Consider the following 24,355-nt stretch of genomic DNA (forward strand, 5'->3'; position numbering starts at 1 on the left):
CTCTGCGTTTAAAAAAACAAACACAGGTATTTTAAATGAAAAAAGCAACAACATGTACTGAGGCTCCCAAAAATAGCATCGAAAACTATATTAAGGATATATTTTCTATTTCCAATCACCCAAAATTAGCAGAGATAAAATTAGATGAAAAAATTTCAACAATTACTAAAAACTTCTTACAAGATGACAGCGTTTGCACCGATATCGACCTAGTATCAATAACTCACCAATTTAGTAATAGTCAAATCCCTGCTGAGCCATCCGAAATTACTAGTTATATAGATGATTTAGTCACCAATGTCATCGACCATTCAATTCATACCTCTTCCCCACGATTTATTGGTCACATGACATCAGCACTCCCCTATTTTGTCCGTCCTTTGGGGAAATTAATGACTGCAATCAATCAAAATGTCGTCAAGACAGAAACCTCAAAATCATTCACTCCTTTTGAACGCCATAGTTTGGCATTGATGCACCGCTTAATTTATCAATTCTCTGAGGAGTTTTATCAATTTCATATTCAAAATTATGAAAGTACACTTGGGATCATAGCTACTGGAGGTACGCTAGCTAATATTACAGCACTTTGGTGCGCTCGGAATTTTTCACTAGGGCAAAAAGATAATTTTACTGGGATTGAAAACGAGGGTTTACCAGCAGCATTAAAATTTTATGGGTACGAGGGAGCCGTGATTATTGGCTCCGAGCGAATGCATTACTCTTTTGAAAAGGCAGCAGGTTTATTGGGAATAGGTGAACGCAGTTTAATTAAAGTTCCTGTTGATAGTAAAAATCGCATTGACTTGTCAAAATTACAGCAAACTATTGCAGAGTGTCGTACTGCTAAAAAACATATTATTGCTATAGTTGGTATTGCCGGGGCTACTGATTGTGGAGCTGTAGATCCACTGTTAGATATGGCAGAAATTGCCCAAAATGCTAATATCCATTTGCATGTTGATGCTGCTTGGGGTGGGCCAGTTTTGTTTTCAGAACAACATCGGCATAAACTTGTCGGCATTGAAAGAGCAGATTCGGTAACAATTGACGGGCATAAACAGCTATATTTGCCAGCAGGAATTGGCATGGTATTACTACGCAATCCGCAGATAGCAAAAGTAATTGAGAAGTATGCAGCATATACCGTAAGAAAAGAATCAATTGATTTAGGTAAGCGCTCTTTGGAAGGTTCGCGTCCAGGGATGGTTTTATTTTTAGGAGCTGCCCTGAATTTAATTGGTCAAAAAGGTTATGAATTTTTGATTGATGAGGGCATTAGAAAAACTCAATACATGGCAAATTTAATTCTCAATCAACCTGAGTTTGAATTACTGTTAGAACCAGAGATTAATATTCTTTTATATCGCTATATTCCCAAGCATTGGAGACAGAAAGTAGCTACAGGTGAGTTAACAAAAGCTGACAATCAACTCATTAATCAATTTAATGAACATTTGCAAAATCTCCAGCGTCAAGCAGGTTTGACTTTTGTCTCAAGAACGACTTTAGAAGTTGCAGGAATACCAATTGTGGCATTGCGGGCAGTCATTGCTAACCCACTGACTACCGAAGTTGATATTGACGCCGTTTTAGATGAGCAAATCAAAATTGCTGCCAGCATATCTGTATTGGAGGAGGAAAGATGAGTAGCGATCGCTTGCAAAGATTACAAAATCTTTCACCCCAAAAACGAGCGCTGCTTTTAAAAGCATTGCAGAAAGATGCAACGCCAACTGCACAGTCTCTATCGATTCCGCGCCGGAATGAGCAGACACCTTGCATTTTGTCCTATGCTCAACAGCGTTTGTGGTTCCTGGCTCAATTAGAACCAGGTAGCGCAGCTTACAACATAGCTACCGCCGTCAGATTGCTGGGTGTACTCAATGTAGCTGCCTTGCACAGAAGCTTGAATGAAATCGTTTGTCGCCATGAAGCCCTGAGAACAACCTTTACTACAGTCGCAGGGCAACCAGTCCAAGTAATCGCACCCGCTGTCACCTTAGTTTTGCCACTAGTGGATTTGCAGGAGTTTGCTGAACAGGAAGCCAAAGTACAGCGACTAGCAAGCGAAGCAGCACAGCACCCCTTCGATTTGACTCAAAGCCCGCTTTTACGAGTTACCTTACTACGATTAAGCCAAACAGAGCATGTACTGCTCTTAACAATGCACCATATCATCTCTGATGGTTGGTCAATGGGAGTTTTAATTCGAGAATTGACAGCACTATATCAAGCCTACTTTGATTCTGACTCCCCGCTACCGCTAACAGCACAAGCTGAACACCCCGCTACCGCTAACAGCACTCGGCATTCCCCACTCCCCATCCAGTATGCAGATTTTGCAGTTTGGCAGCGACAGTGGTTGCAAACAGAAGTACTGCCAACTCAGATGTCTTACTGGAAGCAGCAACTAGGCGGTACTTTGCCAGTCTTAGAATTACCCACCGATCGCCCGCGATCGCCAATTCCCTCTTTCCGGGGTGAGACTCAATCATTCTCCCTATCTCCTCAACTGTCTGAAGCACTCAAAGCCTTGAGTCTGCAAGAGGGAGTTACCCTATTCATGACTTTATTAGCGGCATTTCAGACATTGCTCTACCGCTACACCGCTCAAGAGGATATTTTAGTTGGCTCGCCCATCGCCAACCGCAACCGCTGCGAGCTTGAAGGGTTAATTGGTTTTTTTGTCAATACTCTAGTACTGCGTACTAACCTCAGCGGTAATCCCAGTTTCCGCGAGTTGTTAGGGCGGGTGCGTGAGGTAACTTTAGCAGCTAATGCTCACCAAGACTTGCCTTTTGAGGTACTAGTAGATGAACTGCAACCACAGCGAGATTTAAGTCGTAATCCCCTGTTCCAAGTAACTTTTACGCTGCATAACGCACCAAAGCCAGCCTTGGAACTGCCAGACTTGATATTAGAGCCATTAACTATCCAAAAAACAACAGCACAATTTGACTTGAGTCTGGACATGGTAGAGGAAAGCCAGGGAATCAAGGGGTCTGTTGAATACAGTACCGATCTGTTCAATGCCTCTACCATCACCCGGATGTTAGAACATTTCCAGACAATGCTAACAGCGATCGCCGCCCATCCAGACAAGCACCTGTCAGACTTGCCGATTTTGACAGCAACCCAACAGCAACAATTGCTAGTGGAGTGGAATCAAACTCAGGTTGATTATCCCCAACACCTGTGCATTCACCAACTATTTGAGAACATTGCCCAGCAAACACCAGATGCAATTGCCGTAATATGCCAGGGTGAACAATTTACCTATCGAGAACTAAACCAACAAGCCAACATCATTGCTCACCATTTACAAGCGCTGGGAGTAAAACCGGAAACACGAGTGGGTATTTGCACACAAAGAAGCGTTGATATAGCGATCGCAATTTTGGCAACCCTGAAAGCTGGTGGTGTATACGTACCATTAGATCCGTCCTATCCGCAGGAACGCTTGGCTTTGATGTTAGAAGATGCAAAGCCTTTAGTATTGCTAACTCAACAACAGTTAGCGACAAAACTACCGCAAATAGAAGCAAAAAATGTATACATAAATATTGACTGGCAAGTAAATTCACTGAATCAGCAAAATCCCATTAGTGACGCTACACCCGATAACTTAGCTTATATAATTTATACCTCCGGCTCTACTGGCATACCAAAAGGAGTTGCGATCGCGCATCAAGCATTAGTGAACCACAGTATTGCTGCTGCCCAAGCTTATCAACTACAACCAAATGATAGAGTACTGCAATTTGCTTCAATTAGCTTTGATGTTGCCGCAGAAGAGATATTTTCATCCTGGTTGAGCGGTGCAACAGTTGTGATTCGGCCAGAACAAGTACTGATTTTTGCAGACTTCCTGCAATTTTTAGCAGCAGAACAACTCACCGTTCTCAATCTCCCGACTGCCTACTGGCATGAGTGGGTAACATATCTTACTCAACATCAAACATCATTGCTGCCAGCGCTGCGTCTAGTAATTGTGGGAACCGAGTCAGCCTCACCAGAAAAATTAGAGCAGTGGCAGAAACTAGCAGATAAAAGCGTCCGTTGGTTGAATGCTTACGGCCCCACCGAAGCAACCATTGGGGCAACAATTTATCAACCAGAAAACCAGCTGAGTAATTGCGTACCAATTGGTCGTGCGATCGCCAACACCCAGGTTTACATTTTAGATAAACATCTGCAACCCACACCAATAGGTGTATCAGGTCAATTGTATATCGGGGGTGATAGTTTAGCACGTGGCTACCTCAATCAACCCGAACTAACAGCCCAGAAGTTTATTCCTAACCCCTTTAACAATTCAAAATTTAATAATCGCCTTTACAAGACAGGTGATTTAGCTCGTTATCTACCCGATGGGAATATTGAATTTCTTGGACGGATTGATCATCAAGTTAAAATTCGAGGCTTCCGCATCGAACTAGGCGAGATTGAAGCCAGATTGAACCAACACCCTCATATTAACCAAGCTGTAGTTATACCATGGGAAAGCGATCGCCATGACAAATCCTTAGTAGCCTATATCACTCCTCAATCAAACCAGACATTAACAGCTACCGAACTGCGTAGTTTTCTCAAAGAAAAACTACCAGAATACATGCTACCTTCCGCCTTTGTAATTCTTTCAACCCTACCATTAACACCCAACGGCAAACTAGATCGGCAATCCCTGCCCGTAGCAGCTCGTCCAGAATTAGTAATTGCTGATATCATCCCACAGACAGAAATCGAAAAAAAAATTGCTACCGTTTGGCAAAACGCGCTCAATCTTGAAAAAATTGGCATTCACGATAACTTCTTTGAAATCGGCGGTAATTCCTTATTAATCGCTAGAATTTATAGCCAATTACAAAAAATATTCACCACCGACATATCAATCCTCGACTTATTTAGATATCCAACCATAAATTCCCTAGCAGAACATCTCTCCCCAGCCAAAAATCAAAACTCTCCCGAAACCAACATTCAACCAGAAAAAATAACAATCATCAAAACCCAACAAAAAAAACACTTACAAAAAAGAAAAAACATCACATCCTCTAAAAACGTAGATCTATAAGCAAACAATAAACCTCATGACAAAAAACCTAAACTTTCAACCCAAAATCCTCTCATAACTCTCTGCGCCTCCGCGCGGCAGTCGCTACAACGAGGGGAACCCCCGCAACGCGCTGCCTTGCCTCTGCGTGAAAAAATCTTATATTCAATCAAAAATATGAACACCCCAATAGCACCTAACATCAACGGTTCAGAAATAGCAATTATCGGCATAGCAGGACGTTTCCCCAAAGCTAAAAATCTGGAAGAATTCTGGGAAAACCTGCAAAACGGTATCGAAACAATTTCATTTTTTACCGATGAAGAACTTTTATCTACAGGCATAGAACCAGCCATACTCAGCCAGCCTAATTATGTCAAAGCCAGAGCCGTATTAGAAGATGTAGAATTATTTGACGCTGCCTTCTTTGGCTTCAGTCCCAAAGAAGCAGAAATCACCGATCCACAACACCGCCTATTTTTAGAATGTGCTTGGGAAGCCCTAGAAAATGCTGGATATGACACCGAAACATCCAACAGTGCAATTGGTGTTTACGCTGGTTCTAGCCTCAGTGGATACATTCTCAACTGTTATTTAGACCCAAATATTACCAACTCTGTAGACCATCATCAACTAGCGATCGCCGGCGATAAAGACTACCTCAGCACCCGCGTTTCTTACAAACTTAACCTCACCGGGCCTAGTTATACCGTTCAAACCGCCTGCTCAACCTCTTTAGTAGCCGTTCATTTAGCGTGTCAAAGTTTACTCAATGGCGAATGCGATTTAGCTTTAGCTGGTGGTGTTTCCATTAATTCCACTAGAAAAGCAGGCTACTTTTACAAAGAGGGAGGTATTCATTCTCCAGATGGACATTGCCGCGCTTTCGATGCTCAAGCACAGGGAATTGTTGGCGGTGAAGGAGTAGCGATCGCAGTTTTAAAAAGATTAGAAGATGCCCTTACCGATAGAGACACCATCCATGCCGTCATCAAAGGTTCAGCGATTAATAACGACGGAGGGTGTAAAGTTAGCTACACAGCGCCCCGGATAGACGGTCAAGCCCAAGCAATTAGAACCGCTCAGATGATGGCAGAAGTTGAACCAGAAACCATCACCTACATCGAAACTCACGGCACAGGCACAGCCTTGGGCGACCCCATCGAAATCGCTGCACTTACACAAGCTTTTCGCGCCAGTACTGACAAGAAAGGTTTTTGTGCGATCGGCTCACTCAAAACCAACATCGGGCATTTAGATGCTGCGGCTGGGGTGGCAAGCTTAATTAAAACCGTTTTAGCTCTCAAATATCAACAAATTCCCCCCAGCTTACATTTCCAACAACCAAACCCCCAAATTGATTTTGCCAACAGTCCTTTTTATGTCAATACTTCCCTTTGCCAATGGCAGGTAAACGATATCCCCCGCCGTGCAGGTGTTAGTTCCTTTGGCATTGGTGGTACGAATGTTCATGTGATTCTCGAAGCAGCCCCAGATGTAAGGCAGGGGGAAAGAGGACGCGGGGACGGGGGGACGCGGGGACGCACAGAAAACGCTTCTTGTAGAGACGCGATTAATCGCGTCTTGTTGTTGATCTCTGCCAAAACCAGTACCGCCTTAGAAAGGGCAAGCCAAAATTTAGCTGATTATCTGGGGCAACATCCAAATTTAAACCTTGCCGATGTTGCCCATACTCTCAGCGTAGGTCGTCGAGCTTTCAACTATCGCCGGATGGTGGTGTGCGAAGATATCAACGATGCAGTGCAGGCGCTTTCTATTGTAGATACTCAACGGGTGTTCACTCACTACCAACAGTTTAGCGATCGCCCTGTCGCTTTTATGTTTTCTGGTCAGGGAACGCAGTATGTAAATATGGGTAGGGAACTTTACCAGAGTCAGCCAACCTTTACTCAAGCAGTTGATCAATGCTGCGAACTGCTGAAACCGTATCTAGGTCTTGACCTACGTCATGTATTATATCCCGATGCAGCCGAGAAAGAAAAAGCAACAGAGCAACTGCAACAGACTTGTTTAGCCCAGCCAGCACTATTTACCATTGAGTACGCCCTAGCTCAGTTGTGGATGGCATGGGGTGTACATCCCGAAACGATGATTGGTCACAGTATAGGGGAATACGTAGCTGCCGCGTTAGCTGGAGTTTTCTCACTTGCAGACGCTTTAGCGCTAGTTGCAACCAGAGGACGACTCATGCAGCAACTCCCGACTGGGGAAATGCTCTGTGTGCAACTTTCCGAGCAGGAAGTACAACCACTGTTAGGAACGGAACTATCTTTAGCCGCCACCAATACACCAACATACTGTGTGGTTTCTGGTTCCACAGAGGCGATAGGAAGATTGCATCAACACCTGCAAGCAACAGGTGTAGGCTGTCGGCGATTGCATACATCCCATGCCTTTCATTCTCAAATGATGGAGCCTATTCTGGAGCCATTTTCTCATTCTTTACAAACAATCACCTTAAATCCCCCTAAAATTCCGTTTGTGTCTAATGTGAGTGGTACTTGGATTACCGAGGCAGAAGCGACAGACCCCAAATATTGGGTAAAGCATCTACGGCAAACTGTACACTTTAGTTCAGGGATAGTTGAGTTGACCAAGACACCTGAGCGTATACTGCTAGAGGTTGGCCCAGGACGAACTCTGAGTACTTTTGCACTGATGCATCAGTTGGAGGAACTCGTGGTATTAACCTCGATACATCATCCACAGGAACAACATTCAGATGTGGCATTTTTACTCAACACTTTAGGTCGGCTTTGGCTAGTTGGAGTTAAAGTTGACTGGTTTGGTTTTTATGCCAATGAACAACGCCATCGTATCCCCTTGCCGACTTATCCCTTTGAACGCCAGCGTTACTGGATTGAACCACAAAAACCAGCCCTTGGGGGACAGGTTGACCAGACACCTCAAATCTCACCAGACAACAAGCCCGATATTGCTGACTGGTTCTACATCCCATCTTGGAAACGTTCTCTGCCACCGCAGCCTGGGAAATTTGCTCAGTCAGATTGCTGGTTAGTGTTTGTCGATCAGTGCGGCTTGGGTGAGAAAATAGTCAAGCGATCGCAACTTCAGGGTCAGGATGTGATTTCCGTCAAGGTGGGCGAAGAATTTCACCGCAATAGCGATCGCTCCTATACAATTAATCCTCGACAACGGGATGACTACGATATCCTGCTCAAAGAACTTCGGGCGTTAGGCCAGACCCCAAAAATGATTGTCCATCTGTGGAGTGTGACAAAAGAAAGCGACGGCGAATCAGTCATTGAAGCTTTGGGCTTCTACAGTCTGTTATTTCTCACCCAAGCACTTGGGGAAAATAATCAGATAGATGCTCTGGAAATGAGAATCGTTTCAAACAATATGCACGAAATTACAGGTTCAGAGGTGCTGTGCCCAGAAAAGGCGCTGGTTCTCGGACATTGTAAAGTTATACCGCTAGAGTATCCAAACATCAACTGCCGCAGCATTGATGTGGTGATTCCCCCAAAAGAAAGTCTGCAAGAGGAGCAACTAATAAAAGTACTGCTAGCGGAACTCATCACCCCAACAGCTGACCAAGTTGTAGCTTACCGTGGTACTCATCGCTGGGTGCAGACTTTTGAACCTATTCACTTGGATGCAGTGGGTGAAGACACACCAAGGTTGAGAGAAAAAGGAGTTTATCTGATTACAGGTGGATTAGGGGGTGTTGGTCTAGCGCTAGCAGAATATTTAGCACAAACGGTGCAAGCAAAACTTGTATTATTGGGGCGATCGCCTTTTCCTCATCGAGATGAATGGTCAAAATGGTTATCCACTCACGATCAGCACGATAACGTCAGCCTGAAAATCCAAAAATTGCAAGCGATAGAAGCGTTGGGTACACAAGTCATGGTAGTCAGTGCCGATGTCACCAACCTTGAGCAAATGTCTGTAGTACTCAAACAAGCCAATCACCAATTTGGTCAGATTCATGGTGTGATTCATGCCGCCGCCGTTTACGGGGGAGGGATGATTCAATTAACCACAAAAGCAGCCATAGCCAGTGCTTTAGCACCAAAAGTCAGGGGAACACGAGTATTAGAAACTCTTTTCCAGGATACAGAACTGGATTTCATGATTATGTGTTCATCCCTGAATTCGTTTATAGCGACACCTGGGATGATAGATTATACCGCCGCAAATGCCTTTCTTGACGCTTTCGCTTACTACAGTGCTTCTCAAAACCGCACTTTTACCCAATCCATTAACTGGGATAGATGGAACAGTATAGGGATGGCAGTGACTATAGAAGCACGGCATCAACAGAGAACGGGAAAAAATTTGATGGGAGGTATGACTTGTGCAGAGGGTGTGGAGGCATTTAGACGTATTTTGCACAGTGCTAATGTTCCTCAAGTGATGGTATCAACACAAAATTTACTGACTAAGATGCAGCCAAAGGAATCTGTTAAATCTTGGTCAGAGCAATTAATGCAGGTGAGTCAGTATCAATCCACTCACCCTCGTCCTCTTTTGGGAAATGTCTATGTTGCTCCTCGCAATGAGATTGAACAAACACTTGCAGACATTTGGCAACAATTATTAGGTATTAATATGGTGGGCATTTATGATAACTTCTTTGAGTTAGGAGGAGATTCTTTGTTTGCTACTCAATTTGTGTCGCAATTGTGTAAGAAGTTTCAAATTGAGCTTTCTTATAAGGCTTTTTTTGATGCACCGAAAGTGGCTGATTTGGGGGAGGTTATTTTACAAAAATTGGCTGAGCAGGCAGATGAAGCACTACTAGTTCAGGCATTAGCAGAAATTGAGCGTTTATCAGAAGATGAAGCGCAAACAATCCTAGCTTCATCACTATGAGTAATAAAGTTTTTTTATCTCACGTAAAGGCGCAAAAATGTCGATTGATAATATTACGAATTGGAGTTTTGTTTTAATTACATTATTTGTTGTCATCCGCCTTATTATTTATCTATTAAAAAGGATGTGGCAGAAGAATAAATGTAGGTTGGTATGGACGCCTATTGATTTTGTTGAGCGTCGTAGTAATCTCTCAGGCGATGAATTTGTGCGAGAGTATGCCTCTGTTGGCAAGCCAGTGATTATTACTGATGTGATGCAAGATTGGAATGCTTTGAGAAAGTGGAATTTAGATTTTTTTAAATCAGAGTATGGTTCAATTGAGTACTTTGTGAAAGATGATACTAATCAGGTCAAGGGGTCAATGACTATTGCTGATTATATAGATTATATGAATGTTAATAATAGCGAGAGACGTCTCTATTTGGCTAATTGGCTAATTTCTTATTATCCTGAGCTTTTGGAGGACTATAAAGAACCGATTTACTTTCCAAATTGGTTACAAAAACTGCCCAGAAAACTGTTGCAAAAATATGAATACGATAACCCCGAAATATTTATCGGTTCTAAAGATACATCCGTAGGGCTTCATGAAGACCCTGATAGTTGTGCTGCTTGGTTAGGGTTGATTTCTGGACGAAAACAAATAGTTTTCTTTACACCAGATCAAAAAGATTTTTTGTATGCAGGACAAGTTGATGCCTTCAATCCTAATTTAGAGAAATTTTCACTTTATGCTAAAGCTAAGCCAGTGGAAGTTACACTTGAACCAGGAGAAATTATCTATATTCCGCCGAAATGGTGGCATCAAGTCAAGAATTTAGAAAACAGTATTGGTTTAGGAAATATTTTTGTAAACGAATGGAATTCAGAGTTAGTTTTCCAAGCTTTTCTGGAAGAAAGTCCTATCAAAGGTCATCTTTTACCATTAATTTTAGAGTTTCCGTGGTTGAGCAAATTTCTACTTGCAACAGGTGTAATTTAAATAATTCGTAATTCGTAATTCGTAATGACCTTGTACCTCGCTACCACTTCGCTAACGCTAACGTAATTCGTAATTAATGACGGCAATAAAATCATAACTACTTATAAAATTAGCACTTTTCCATTCCCCACTCCCCACTCCCCACTCCCCACTCCCTTTAATTTTAAAAAATGAGTGACCTTTCTCAAAAAATTGCTGCTTTAACTCCAGGACAACGCCAGCTGCTTCTGCAAAAGCTGCACAATCAAAAAGGGAAAACCTTGTTGCGATCGCCTATCATACCTCAAAGTCGAGAATCTAATTCTTTTTCTCTATCTTTTGCCCAGCAAAGACTGTGGTTTCTTAACCAATTGCAACCAGGTAGCATTGCTTTTAATATCTCCCAACCCATGCGCCTGCAAGGTTGGCTGAATGTGACAGCGCTAGTACAAAGCTTCCAAGAAATCGTCAACCGTCACGAAATCTTAAGAACCACATTTACCACACTCAACGGACAACCAGCCCAAATTATTGCCCCAAAAACTTGTTTCACGATACCAATAGTAGACTTACAAGCACTTCCTACCGATAAAATAGAGCTTGAGGTGATGCGATCGGCTCATGAAGATGCTCAACAACCTTTTGATTTAGCCAAAGGCCCTTTACTGAGAGTCACTCTACTACAAATCAGCGAAGTAGAACACGTCTTATTATTGACAATGCATCATATTATCTCCGATGCTTGGTCAGTAGGCATACTCATTCGTGAAATCAAAGCATTATACACAGCCTTCCTGTGTGGTAAACCCTCTGCGCGAGACGATAAGCGAACACCACTTCCCGAATTACCAATACAGTATGCAGACTTTGCTGTGTGGCAGCAACAATGGTTGCAGGGAGAACAACTAGCCACTCAAGTTGACTACTGGAAGCAACAGCTAGCTGCATTACCTATTCTAGAACTACCCACAGATCGCCCACGACCGCAATTTCAAACTTATAACGGTGCGAGAGAGTATATTAAATTACCCAAAAAATTATCAGAGCAACTGAAAAATCTGCATCAAAGCCAAGGCATCACCCTATTTATGACGCTATTAGCAGCGTTTCAAACACTACTGTATTGGTATACAAAACAAGAAAACATAGTTGTAGGTACAGATATCGCCAATCGTAACCAAATTGAAACTAGAGAGTTGATTGGTTTTTTTGTCAACCAACTTGTTTTACGCACAGATTTTTCTGGCAACCCCACCTTTGACGAACTACTAGCAAGAATACGTGAAATGACTCTAGATGCATACGCACATCAAGATTTATCTTTTGACAAACTAGTAGACATTCTCAATCCTAAACGAGAACTAAACCGCCCACCACTATTTCAAGTCAAAATCATTTTAGAAAACACCCAAACACCTGACTTAGAACTTTCAGGTCTGACTATTACTTCCCTAAATATACAAAAACAAACTACCCAACTAGATTTACTCCTAGACCTAAGAGAAACACCTCAAGGAATAATTGGAGCTTTCGAGTACAACACAGACCTATTCAATTCTACAACTATAACCCAAATGATCAGACATTTTGAAATACTTTTAAATCAGATTATCGCACAACCAACAGCCAAACTAAACGAACTATTAGCAACTATCGAAATCACAGACCAACAACAACAGCAATACCAAAACAGCAAACGCAAACAAACATATCAACAAAAACTCAAATTGCTAAAACGTCAACCCCATTAAATAATTCGTAATTCGTAATGACGCTCGAGGACTCGCTACCGTTGCGCTAACGTAATTCGTAATTAAAAAAACTAAAATCAAATATACCCACCTACCCTTAATAAACCTCTCAAAAAAGCTCTAACTCTCACATTCTTCTCTGCGCGACGGCAGTCGCTACAACGGGGGGAACCCCCGCAACGCGCTGCCTCCTCTGCGTGAACTTTCCACCCCATATTCAACAACACCAAAATTATTTCAAACTTTTATCATTCCAAAGCAAATAACCTCCTCTTACCAAGTCAAGTAGCAATGAACAAACTAAACCTCATCAAAAACACCCAACGCCAAGCAGTACTATTCTCACAAAACACATTAATTAAATTAGAGACTAACACAACCTTACCTTTACTAATAAAACCAAACATCGATCACATCGACTTAGCAGATTGGGCCAAGGGTAATCAAGAATTCATTACAGAAAACCTACTCAAACATGGTGCAATTCTTTTCCGCCAATTTCATATCAACACAGCATCAGAATTTGAGCGCTTTTCTTTAGCAATTTGCTCAGAACTTTTCAACGAAAACGGCGAACATCCGCGAGAAGTGGTTAGTGGTAACGTATACACCCCAGTCTTTTACCCCGCTGATCAGCAACTGTTGTGGCATAACGAAAACACTTTTAATCATCAATGGCCGATGAAAATTTTATTCTGCTGCCGTCAACCCGCACAGCAAGGAGGAGAAACACCAATAGTTGATAGCCGCAAAATTTTTCAACTTATCGACCCCAAAATTAGAGAGCGATTTATTGAAAAAAAAGTCATGTATATTCGCAACTACAGCAACGAATTAGGTCTGAATTGGCAAACAGTTTTTCAAACTCAAGAACAAGCAAAAGTAGAAGCAATTTGCCGACAAGTCTTGAGCGATTTTGAATGGAAACCAAGCGATCGCCTCAGAACTCGTTCTATTCGTCCGGCTGTTGTCAAGCACCCGCAAACAGGCGAAATGTCTTGGTTTAATCAAGCTCAACATTGGCATCCTGCTTGCTTAGATCCAAACACTAGAGAGTCTTTATTCTCATCATTTTCAGCAGAGGATTTACCCAGAAATTGTTATTACGGTGATGGTACTCCCATTGAAGATTCTGTGATGACAGAAATTTGTGCAGTTTATCAGCAATTAGAAGTGAGTTTTCCTTGGCAGCAAGGAGATGTATTACTACTCGATAACATATTAACCGCTCATGGTCGCAACCCATTTGTTGGAGAAAGACAGCTATTAGTAGCAATGGGCGAAATGACTAGTTTTACAGATGTTGGAGGTTGAAAATTAGCAATGTCGAACCAAATTCAGGGATTTCAACTTTCTTCGCAGCAAAAGCGCCTTTGGTTATTACAACAAGATAGTCAAATTTATCGCGCTCAATGTGCTGTTATTGTTGAAGGGAATCTACAATTAGAAATTTTAGAATCAGCGTTACAAAAAGTCATTGATAGAAATGAAATTCTCCGCACAAAGTTTGTTCGAACTTGGGGAATGAAAATTCCTCTACAAGCTATCGTGAAGCATGATGATTTTTTTATTAATTATCAGATTTTAGAGCAGAAAAATGCTTTAGAAAAAGAAATTAACACCCTGTTTCAGCAGTCATTTAAGGAATCTTGTGACTATGAAAAAGAACCATTTTTACATATATCTTTGTTAAAATTCTCTGCTCAAAAACATTTTTTGATTATAAGTTTACCTGCTTTGTGTGCGGATACAGTGACGCTGAATCAGCTTGTGCGTGAAATTAGTTATTGTTATACAGCTTGTTTGCAGGGTGGAGAACTTACTGACGAGATATTACAATATGCAGATATTGCTGCATGGCAAAATGAATTACTTGAGGCAGAAAACAAGGAAGTTGGGAGAAAATATTGGCAGCAGCCAGATGTTTCTGTACTTAAAAATTTCCAACTTTTTAATGAAAATCGGTTAGTTGGAAAACAAGAATTTCAGCCGCAGTTTTTAACATTACCAATTCATCCCGAACTGAACGAACAGATTGAAGCGATCGCTCGCCAATATCAAGTACCAGTTAATGTATTATTCTTATCTTGCTGGGTAGTGTTACTCTGGCGGCTCACTGGTTACTCCGAGCCATTTGTAGGCGTAGAATTTGATGGACGAAACTATGATGAACTCAAAACAGCACTAGGTTTACTTGCTAAATATTTACCACTTACCTGTCATTTAGCAGCTGAATGTCGGTTCAGTGAGATTTTGACACAAATTAATCATACTACCAGCGAGTTAGCGCAATGGCAGGAAAGCTTTGTTTGGGAACCTACTCAAGAGAGAGAACTATCATTTTTTCCATTTTGTTATGAATTTGTAGAAGCACCCACGACCTTTTCTACTGTCAATATAAACTTGACAATTTACAAGCACTATGTGTGTTTTGATCGATTTCAAGTGAAATTAACTTGTTTTCATACTCCAGATGGGGCAATGAATGCAGAATTTCACTACGATGCTAGTTTGTATGCTCAAAAAGATATTCAACGTCTAACTAGTCAATTTGAAATGTTGCTAACTAGTGTTGTGAGAAATCCGGATGCGACGATTTCACGATTAGATATTCTCAGCGAACTAGAGCGATCGCAACTGTTGGTAAAATTCAACAACACCGACACAACTACATCACAGCACCAATGTATCCACCATTGGTTTGAAGAACAATGCAAACATACACCAGATAATATTGCTGTTGTCTGTGGGGAAGAACAACTTAGCTACCAAGAACTTAACACCCGTGCCAATCAACTAGCGCATTACTGGCAAAAGTTAGGCGTAGGGCCAGAAGTGCTAGTAGGTATTTGTGTTGAGCGTTCCTTGTCGATGGCGATCGCTATTTTAAGTATCCTCAAAGCTGGTGGAGCCTATGTACCCATAGACCTCAGTTATCCCCCAGAACGCAAAGCTTATATCCTTGCAGATACACAAATGCCATTATTGTTGACTCAGGATTATTTAGCCGCAGACATCCCCACAGATCAGATCAAAATAGTTTGCTGGGATAGCGCTCAAGACATCATCGACCAGCAGCCAAAAACAAACCCACTCAGTACTACAACCGCTCTCAACTTAGCGTATGTCATCTACACCTCTGGTTCCACAGGCAAACCCAAAGGTACATTAATTCCCCACCAAGGTTTAGTCAACTACTTGCACTGGTGTACGCAAGCATATCAAGTTGAGCAAGGTTCAGGAACATTAGTTCACTCTTCCTTGGCTTTTGACTTGACAATTACCAGTCTATTTTCGCCCTTGTTGGTAGGTAGTCAAGTAGAACTTTTACCAGAAAATCAAGGTGTAGAAGCCCTTTACACTACCCTGCGGCAAAAAAACAACCTCAGCCTGATTAAAATTACACCCGCTCATTTGCAGTTACTCAGTCAGCAGCTATCGCCCTCAGAAGCAGCCAGTCATACACGAGCCTTGATTATTGGGGGTGAAAACCTGACTGCACAACACATTGCTTTCTGGCAAGATTTTGCCCCCGATACAATCTTGGTTAATGAATACGGGCCTACAGAAACCGTTGTTGGTTGCTGCGTCTATCAAGTTCCGCCAAAGCAAAATCATTCTGGCTCGATTCCGATTGGTTATCCCATTGCGAACACCCAACTTTACGTTTTAGACCGACACTTGCAACCAGTACCCACGGGGGTAGCGGGTGAACTTTACATTGGCGGGCAAGGAGTAGCAAGGGGCTATCTCAACCATCCTGAACTCAGCGCCTTGAAGTTTATTCCTCACCCCTTTAGTAACAAAGGGGGGGAACGTCTTTACAAAACCGGCGATCGCGTGCGTTTTCGATTAGATGGCAGCCTTGAGTTTTTAGGGCGTTTCGATGACCAAGTGAAAATTCGCGGCTTCCGTCTCGAATTAGGCGAAATTAAGTCTGTATTATCTTTGCATTCAATGGTCAAGGACTCTGTAGTTTTAGTTAGAGAAGATATTCCCAACGATCAGCGTTTAGTTGCATACATCGTCTGCAATCAAGAATCGTCTTTCTCTGTGGGAAATCTGCGGAGTTTTCTCAAAGAGCAGCTACCTGATTATATGGTTCCCTCGGCTTTTGTACTGCTCAAGTCTTTACCACTCACCTCCAACGGCAAAGTAGACCGAAAAGCATTACCAGCACCAGACAAGGTAAGAACAGAACTAGAATTTTTTGTTGCTCCTCGCAACTCAACTGAGGAGAAACTCGTTGAAATTTGGGCGGAGTTATTGAGACTTGAGCGAGTCGGCATCCATGATAATTTCTTCGACTTGGGCGGACACTCTTTATTAGTCACTCAGTTAATATCTCGTTTGCGCGACAATTTTGAGGTCGAACTACTAGTACAGCAAGTTTTTGCAGCTCCCACAGTTGCTGATTTAGCCGTCATCGTTACCCAAAAACTAGTAGAACAAATAGATGACGAAATGCTAACGCAAACCCTAGCAGAACTAGAACAACTTTCAGACACCGAAACTCAGGTAGTACTAGCCAATAGCCAGTTCATCAAGGAGCAAAAATCACATGAGTAGTCTGCACGAACGGATTGCAGAACTTTCTCCCGAAAAACGTGAACTGCTTCTGCAAAAGCTTAACCAGAAAAAAGGCAACGTCTCACCAACAAAAATCAAACCCCAAAGTCGAGATTCTCAGACTTTCCCCCTATCCTTCGCCCAGCAACGTCTGTGGTTCTTCAACCAACTCGAACCAGATAGCTATGCTTATAATATTCCTACGGCAGTTAGCCTCACAGGCAAACTAGATGTAGCAGCCTTGAAGAGCAGCATCAAGGAAATTGGGCGGCGACACGAAGCTTTGCGGACTACTTTTAAAATCGTAGACGGGGAACCAGTGCAGGTAATTGGTGAAGCCGTTGATTTTCAGTTGCCAGTTATAGATTTGCAGGCTCTCTCAGCAGTTGCACAGCAAGAAGAAACGCTGCGGCTGGCGACTGTTGAAGCGGAGACACCTTTCGATCTAGTTAACGGGCCTCTGCTGCGGGTTGTCTTAGTGCGGCTAGGCGATACAGAAAACGTAGTGCTGTTGACAATGCATCACATCATCTCTGATGGTTGGTCAACGGGGATATTGATCCAAGAATTGACGATACTATATACAGCCTTTTCTGGTGGAACACCCTACACACTTCCCAAATTGCCCATCCAATATGCAGATTTTGCTGTTTGGCAACGACAGTGGTTACAAAAAGAGGTACTGCAAGCTCAAATAACTTACTGGAAGCAGCAACTTGGTGGTGAACTGCCAGTATTAGCATTACCGAGCGATCGCCCCCGTCCGGCAATTCAAAGCGATCGCGGCGCAACCCAATCTTTGCAACTGTCCCAGTCTCTGAGTGAGGAACTCAAAGCCCTTTCTCAGCAAGAAGGCAGTACTTTGTTTATGACGCTGTTGGCAGCATTTAAAGTATTACTGCACCGCTACACCCAACGAGATGACATACTCATCGGCACGCCAATCGCTAACCGCAATCGTTCTGAAGTTGAAGGGCTAATTGGTTTTTTTGTCAATACATTGGTTCTGCGTACCAACCTGGAAGGGAACCCAAGTTTTCGCCAGTTGTTAAGGCGAGTGCGTGAGGTAACTTTAGGAGGTTATGCTCACCAAGACTTGCCCTTTGAGCAGTTAGTAGAAGAACTCCAACCGGAACGGGATCTCAGTCATAACTCCCTATTTCAGGTGATGTTCATTCTTCAGAATGCTCCTATGGGAGTTCTCCAGCTACCCGAACTGACTCTCAAGGCATTGCAAGTGGAAAGCACCACGGCAAATTTTGATTTAACTCTCTCAATGGTAGAGACAGAACAAGGATTGAGGGGATTTTTAGAATACAATACGGATTTATTTGATGCTGCCACAATTACCCGCATGTTGGGGCATTTTCAAACCTTACTCGCTGGTGTTGTTGCCTCTTTTGACACGCGTCTGTCCGATTTACCCATCTTCAGTGCAGTCGAACTTCAGCAAATATTGGTTAGTTGGAATCGCAAACAGAGCGGTTTTCTATCTCCATTACATTGCATCCATAATTTATTTGAAGCGCAGGTAGAAGAAACACCCGATGCAGTTGCAGTAGTGTTTGCTAAGCAACGGCTCACATATCAACAACTGAATAGTAAGGCGAACCAGCTAGCGCATTATTTGCGATCGCGTGGGGTAGGGAAAGAGGTGTTGGTGGGAATTTGCTTGGAGCGAACGCTAGACTTAATTGTCGGACTCATGGCAATTCTCAAAGCGGGTGGAGCATATCTACCACTCGACCCCGCCTATCCTCAAGAGCGGTTAGCGTACATGCTAGCAGATGCCCAAGTCTCAGTATTGCTCACACAAGAGCGACTTTTAGCAGACTTACCAAATCACAACGCCCAAGTCATTTGTATAGATAGTAACTGGGAGTTAATCGCCTCACAAACCCAAGAAAATCTTGTGTGCGATGTGACAGCTAATAACCTGGCTTACATTATTTACACTTCTGGTTCCACAGGTCAATCTAAGGGAGTGATGGTTGAGCATCGCCATCTAGTTAATGCTTATCTTGCCTGGGAACAAGCTTACCAACTGCGAGATCGGGCAACCTGTCACCTGCAAATGGCCAGCTTCTGTTTCGATGTCTTTGTTGGGGACTTAGTACGCGCTCTCTGCTCTGGGGGTAAATTAGTGCTATGTCCCCGCGAACTATTGTTAGAACCCCAAGCACTTTATCAGCTGATGCTCCAGGAAAAAGTTGATTGTGCTGAATTTGTACCGGGGGTTTTGCGAAACCTGATGCAGTATTTAGAGGAAAGCCAGCAGCGACTCGATTTCATGCAACTGCTAGTTTGCGGTTCTGATAGCTGGTATGTGCAGGAGTATCAAAAACTCCATCGGTTGTGTGGTAGCAACACACGCTTAATTAACTCCTTTGGCTTAACCGAAGCCACAATTGACAGTTCTTATTTTGAAAGTGAGACAGCAGACTTACACGTTGAGCAGTTAGTTCCGATTGGTCGTCCCTTTGCTAACACCCAGATTTATATTTTAGACCGTTACTTACAGCCTGTACCTATTGGTGCGATCGCTGAAATTTACATTGGCGGTGCTGGTTTAGCAAGAGGTTATCTCAACCGTCCAGATTTAACAGCTTTAAAATTTATCCCCAACTTATTTAGCGCACAACCAGGAGCCTGTCTTTACAAAACAGGTGACTTAGGACGCTACCTGCATGACGGTAATATTGAGCTATTAGGTCGTACAGACTACCAGGTCAAACTCCGTGGTTTCCGCATTGAATTAGGCGAGATTGAAGCCATGCTAGGGCAACATCCAAAGGTGCGAGAGTCTGTGGTGATAGTGCGGGAAGATACGCCCAATCATCAGTACTTAGTAGCTTATATTGTCCCTAACGACAGGACACAAAACAACCTCACATCTACCGAACTGTGTTGCTTTCTCCAACAGCGGCTACCCAACTACATGATGCCTTCTGCCTTCTTGCTGCTCAACTCTTTACCACTAACACCCAATGGTAAAATAGATCGTCGTGCCTTGCCAAAACCTGAAGCCAATTTACTTGCATCTGAAGCAACCTTCGTAGCGCCTGCAAGTGAGATTGAAAAAACACTAGCAAAAATTTGGACTGAGGTACTCAGTATCGAAATAGTTAACATTCATAGCAACTTCTTTGAATTAGGCGGACATTCTTTGTTGACAACTCGGCTCATTCTCAAAATTCGAGAAGCTTTCCAAGTGGAGTTACCCTTACGCATTCTGTTTGAGTCACCGACAATCTCCACTTTAGCCGCAACTCTAGACAAAACCCTCCAACCAGAACTTTCTACCACCCATACCAGAGAAACTATTGCAGATATACAAGCCGATGCTATTCTCGATGCTCATATTTTTCCAGAAAATTTAATTGAGTCAACAACCGAGCCAGCAAACATGCTCTTAACAGGAGCAACAGGATTTGTTGGTGCTTTTTTACTTAATGAACTTTTGCAGCAAACACCAGCAAACATTTATTGTTTAGTGCGTGCCTCTAATATTGCAGAAGGTCAGAAAAAGCTGCAAAAAACTTTAGAATCTTATTTAATTTGGCATGAATCTTTTCTTAACAGAATTATCCCCATTCTCGGAGATCTATCTCAACCACTTTTCGGTTTAACTGATAAACAATTTCAAGACTTAGCACACAAAATCGATGTAATTTATCATAACGGGGCATGGGTTCATCATATTTATCCTTATTCCGTACTCAAAAAATGTAATGTGTTAGGAACGCAACAAGTTATCAAACTTGCTTGTCGAATTAAAACCAAGCCAATACATTTTATTTCCACATCCAGTATTTTTTCGATATCAAGTGCATCAGAAACTCAGGTAATTAAAGAAGAAGATAGCATTGATGATATCCCACTACCTGATAACGGCTACGTTCAGACTAAATGGGTAGGAGAGAAATTAGTCAAAGCTGCCAGTCAACGAGGCGTACCTGTTTGTATTTACAGATTAGGACGTGTATCAGGACATAGCGAAACCGGAGTTTTTAATATTAACGACTTTATCTACAGATTAATCATTGGCTGTATTCAACTCGGCAGCGCCCCAGACCAAGACATCACCGAAGATATCATCCCCGTCGATTATATCAGTAAAGCGATCGCTCATCTATCACGCCAGAAAACCTCACCAGGCAAAGCTTTTCACTTAGTTAATTCCCAGTTGCTTCACTCAGACATACTCCTGAAAGTAATACATTCCTTCGGTTATTCTGTTCCCCAAATTCCTTACGAACAATGGCAAACAAAACTAATGAAAATTGCTAGTCTTAACCCACAACACCCATTATATCCACTTATACCTTTCTTCCCACCCAGAGAACCAACAGAACAAACCTCCACATCCCAAACACTATCTTTCGATTGTCAAAACACACTTAACGGACTAGCAAAAACATCCATTACTTGTCCCCCAATAGACGAAAAACTACTTAACACTTACCTATCATACCTAAACAAAAATAGTTTTTTAGAAACTTCACCCCTTCCACTGTAAAAGTAACATTACTAATTCAAAACTCAACACCTCTCAACTCCTCCTCTCTGCGACTCTGCGCCTCTGCGTGATATAAATCCATCATCAAATAAACATAACCCTCATGCAAACAAAAATAACTAACACTCCAAACGACCTACCAAAAATTGACACCATCCCATCTCCCACCACCAATTCAAATAGCCATCAACAGAACTTCTTAGAAACATTTATCACCCGCTATAATAAACGAACTCAAACATCAAAACAACAAACACAAACCTACCGCCCAGTCTTAGCTGATGTTAGAGGTTCAGCAGGATTCCATCTTGCCATCAAAGAAATAGTCTATCCCATCATCGGTAAGCGTGCTTGCGGCTCCAAAATGTGGGATATTGACGGCAACGAATATATAGATTTAATCATGGGATTTGGAGTAAATCTTTTTGGTTACAACCCCCCTTTTATTAAAGAAGCAATAGCAGAACGACTTGAACAAGGTATACATATCGGCCCACAATCAAACCTTGCTGGCGAAGTAGCTCAACTAATCTCTGAACTAACAGGAATGGAGCGAGTTACATTTAGCAATACAGGCACAGAAGCCGTAATGACAGCATTGCGTTTAGCGCGAGCCGTAACAGGTCGTAATAAAATCGTGATGTTCTCAGGTGCTTATCACGGTCATTTTGATGGCACTTTAGCAAAATCTCAGATAGTAAATGAAACTACAAAAATAGAGCCAGCCTTTATAGGCGTACCACCAAACATGGTTGCAGATGTTTTGGTTTTAGAGTATGGAAATCTTCAATCACTAGAAGTAATCAAAGCTAATCAGAACGAACTAGCAGCTGTGATTGTTGAACCAGTGCAGAATGATAAACCTCATTTACAACCCCAAGAATTTCTCCAACAGTTACGACAAATCACACAAGCATCAGGAATAGCATTAATTTTTGATGAAATGCTTACTGGCTTCCGCCTTCATCCGGGGGGAGCGCAAGCATGGTTTGGCATTAAAGCCGATATTGCAACTTATGGAAAGATTTTAGGTGGTGGTATGCCAATTGGTGTCATAGCTGGCAAGGCTGCCTACATGGATAGAATTGATGGCGGGATGTGGGATTATGGTGATGCATCCTCTCCTCAAGAAAAAACAACATTTTTTGCTGGCACTTATTGCAAGCATCCCCTAGCAATGGCTGCTGCACGAGCTGTACTTGAGTACCTCAAAATTCAAGGGCCGACTTTGCAACAACAGTTAAATCAACGAACTTCGCAGTTTATCCAAAAACTTAATTCTTACTTTGAAGAAGATGAAGTACCAATTAAACTAGCGAATTGTGGTTCAATTTTTAATACTGTGCCGTTGGCAAATTCTGCTAATTCAAATAATGATGCTTCAGCAAATTTAGATTTAATGTATTATCTCCTAATTGACAAGGGAGTATATTTACGAGCAGGTGGCGGTTTACTATCCACAGCCCATACTGACGAAGATTTAGATTACATAATTCAGGCTGTAAAGCATAGTGTTCAAGAACTACGAGATGCAGGTTTTTTACCTTAGATATTTTGCATTATGCTAACTCTAAATTTTCTGAAATTACAATCAAAAAAAGGCATTTTTTATGAATCAAGAAATTTGTTCTCCCGTATATGATGAGTATGATTTTTTTGCTCGAATGTACAATGATTCTTGGGGGCCAAGATACTGTGAAGAGAATATCCAGTTTTTAGAGAAATTACTGCTACATTCTCTTACCAAACAAGCACAAATTTTGGATCTCTGCTGTGGGACAGGACAATTAGTTCAAGAGCTAGTTACAAGAGGGTATCAAGTCACTGGGTTAGATGCATCGGAGGCGATGTTAAGTTATGCCGAGAAAAATGTCCCAGATGCAAAATTTATCCTTGCAGATGCACGCTCTTTTAATTTGCCTTCTAGTTTTGATGTAGTGGTTTCTACTTCTGGTTCTCTGAATCATTTCCTCAATCTGAGTGAATTGACAGAAGTTTTTTGTAGCGTTTATCAGGCACTCTTGCCAAATGGCACATTTGTCATAGACATGAATTTAGAAGAAGCATTTAAGCTTTCTTTTCTTGATAAAGTTGAAGATGGAGATGTCAAAGAAGATTATGCTTGGGCTAGTCGTTCCAGTTACAACTCAGAAGATAAGATAGGTAGAATCAACATGATCTTATTTTCGTTAATAGAACAAGCCTGGCAACGTTTTGATACTACTTGGTTAGTGAGAGGTTATTCTCAATCAGAAGTTAAATCTGGTTTAGAAAAAGCTAGTTTTACTAACATTAGTGTATTTGATGCTAAACGTGATTTGGGACTAGATAAAGGTTCAGGCAAGACATTTTTTATTTGTCATAAAATTGAATAAGCTCTTAGCCTTGACATGCTAGCACCATCAAAAATTTTCGGTGCATTATATTGCTGTACAGATCCCCGACTTCTTCAAGAAGTCAGGGTTCTAAATCCAGGTTAAACAAGTAATATTCCACTCCACAAAACATGATAAGCTCCAGATTTGGAATATTAAAATTTCGCATTCAATTAATCTAGTGAGCTTAAACTTTGAATTTTTTAATTACGAATTACGCGCTTCGCAGCGTAAAGCCTGCGGCATAGCTTCGCTTAG

General features: G+C 42.0%; 10 protein-coding genes. All 10 read left to right on the plus strand.

The window, feature by feature from the left end; translation table 11 throughout:
* The first annotated feature begins 35 nt into the window (after nt 1–35).
* The 10 genes from panP (at nt 36) to AC5JMF_RS08870 (ending at nt 24,097) form a co-directional block, all read left to right on the plus strand.
* Nucleotides 36–1,649: a pyridoxal-dependent aspartate 1-decarboxylase PanP gene (gene panP, locus AC5JMF_RS08825; RefSeq protein ID WP_495795330.1), complete on the plus strand. Its 1,614-nt coding sequence runs from the start codon at nt 36–38 to the stop codon at nt 1,647–1,649.
* Nucleotides 1,646–5,077 (plus strand): non-ribosomal peptide synthetase, encoded by a 3,432-nt coding sequence (locus AC5JMF_RS08830; protein WP_495795331.1) that lies wholly within the window; start codon nt 1,646–1,648, stop codon nt 5,075–5,077. Before panP ends, AC5JMF_RS08830 begins: the two co-directional genes overlap by 4 nt.
* A gap of 156 nt (nt 5,078–5,233) precedes the next feature.
* Nucleotides 5,234–9,919 (plus strand): type I polyketide synthase, encoded by a 4,686-nt coding sequence (locus tag AC5JMF_RS08835; RefSeq protein ID WP_495795332.1) that lies wholly within the window; start codon nt 5,234–5,236, stop codon nt 9,917–9,919.
* A 124-nt stretch (nt 9,920–10,043) separates the two neighbouring features.
* Nucleotides 10,044–10,904, plus strand: coding sequence for a cupin-like domain-containing protein (locus AC5JMF_RS08840; RefSeq protein WP_495795333.1), 861 nt, complete (start codon nt 10,044–10,046; stop codon nt 10,902–10,904).
* Nucleotides 10,905–11,074: 170 nt separating this feature from the next.
* On the plus strand, nt 11,075–12,634 hold the full coding sequence (locus tag AC5JMF_RS08845; RefSeq protein WP_495795334.1) for a condensation domain-containing protein: 1,560 nt from the start codon (nt 11,075–11,077) through the stop codon (nt 12,632–12,634).
* Between the two features lie 291 nt (nt 12,635–12,925).
* Complete coding sequence (locus tag AC5JMF_RS08850; protein WP_495795335.1) at nt 12,926–13,948, plus strand: TauD/TfdA family dioxygenase; 1,023 nt, start codon at nt 12,926–12,928, stop codon at nt 13,946–13,948.
* Between the two features lie 9 nt (nt 13,949–13,957).
* Nucleotides 13,958–17,203, plus strand: coding sequence for a non-ribosomal peptide synthetase (locus AC5JMF_RS08855; RefSeq protein WP_495795336.1), 3,246 nt, complete (start codon nt 13,958–13,960; stop codon nt 17,201–17,203).
* Nucleotides 17,196–21,722 carry a non-ribosomal peptide synthetase family protein gene (locus AC5JMF_RS08860; protein ID WP_495795337.1) on the plus strand — a complete coding sequence of 1,509 codons (4,527 nt, stop codon included), beginning with the start codon at nt 17,196–17,198 and terminating at the stop codon, nt 21,720–21,722. The genes AC5JMF_RS08855 and AC5JMF_RS08860 overlap by 8 nt, the downstream gene beginning before the upstream one ends.
* 103 nt (nt 21,723–21,825) lie before the next feature.
* The gene (locus tag AC5JMF_RS08865) at nt 21,826–23,271 is read left to right on the plus strand and encodes an aspartate aminotransferase family protein (RefSeq protein ID WP_495795338.1); all 1,446 of its coding nucleotides are present in this window, start codon (nt 21,826–21,828) and stop codon (nt 23,269–23,271) included.
* A 61-nt stretch (nt 23,272–23,332) separates the two neighbouring features.
* Nucleotides 23,333–24,097, plus strand: coding sequence for a class I SAM-dependent methyltransferase (locus tag AC5JMF_RS08870; RefSeq protein WP_495795339.1), 765 nt, complete (start codon nt 23,333–23,335; stop codon nt 24,095–24,097).
* The last annotated feature ends 258 nt before the right edge of the window (nt 24,098–24,355 follow it).

Source organism: Desmonostoc vinosum (assembly GCF_059505385.1).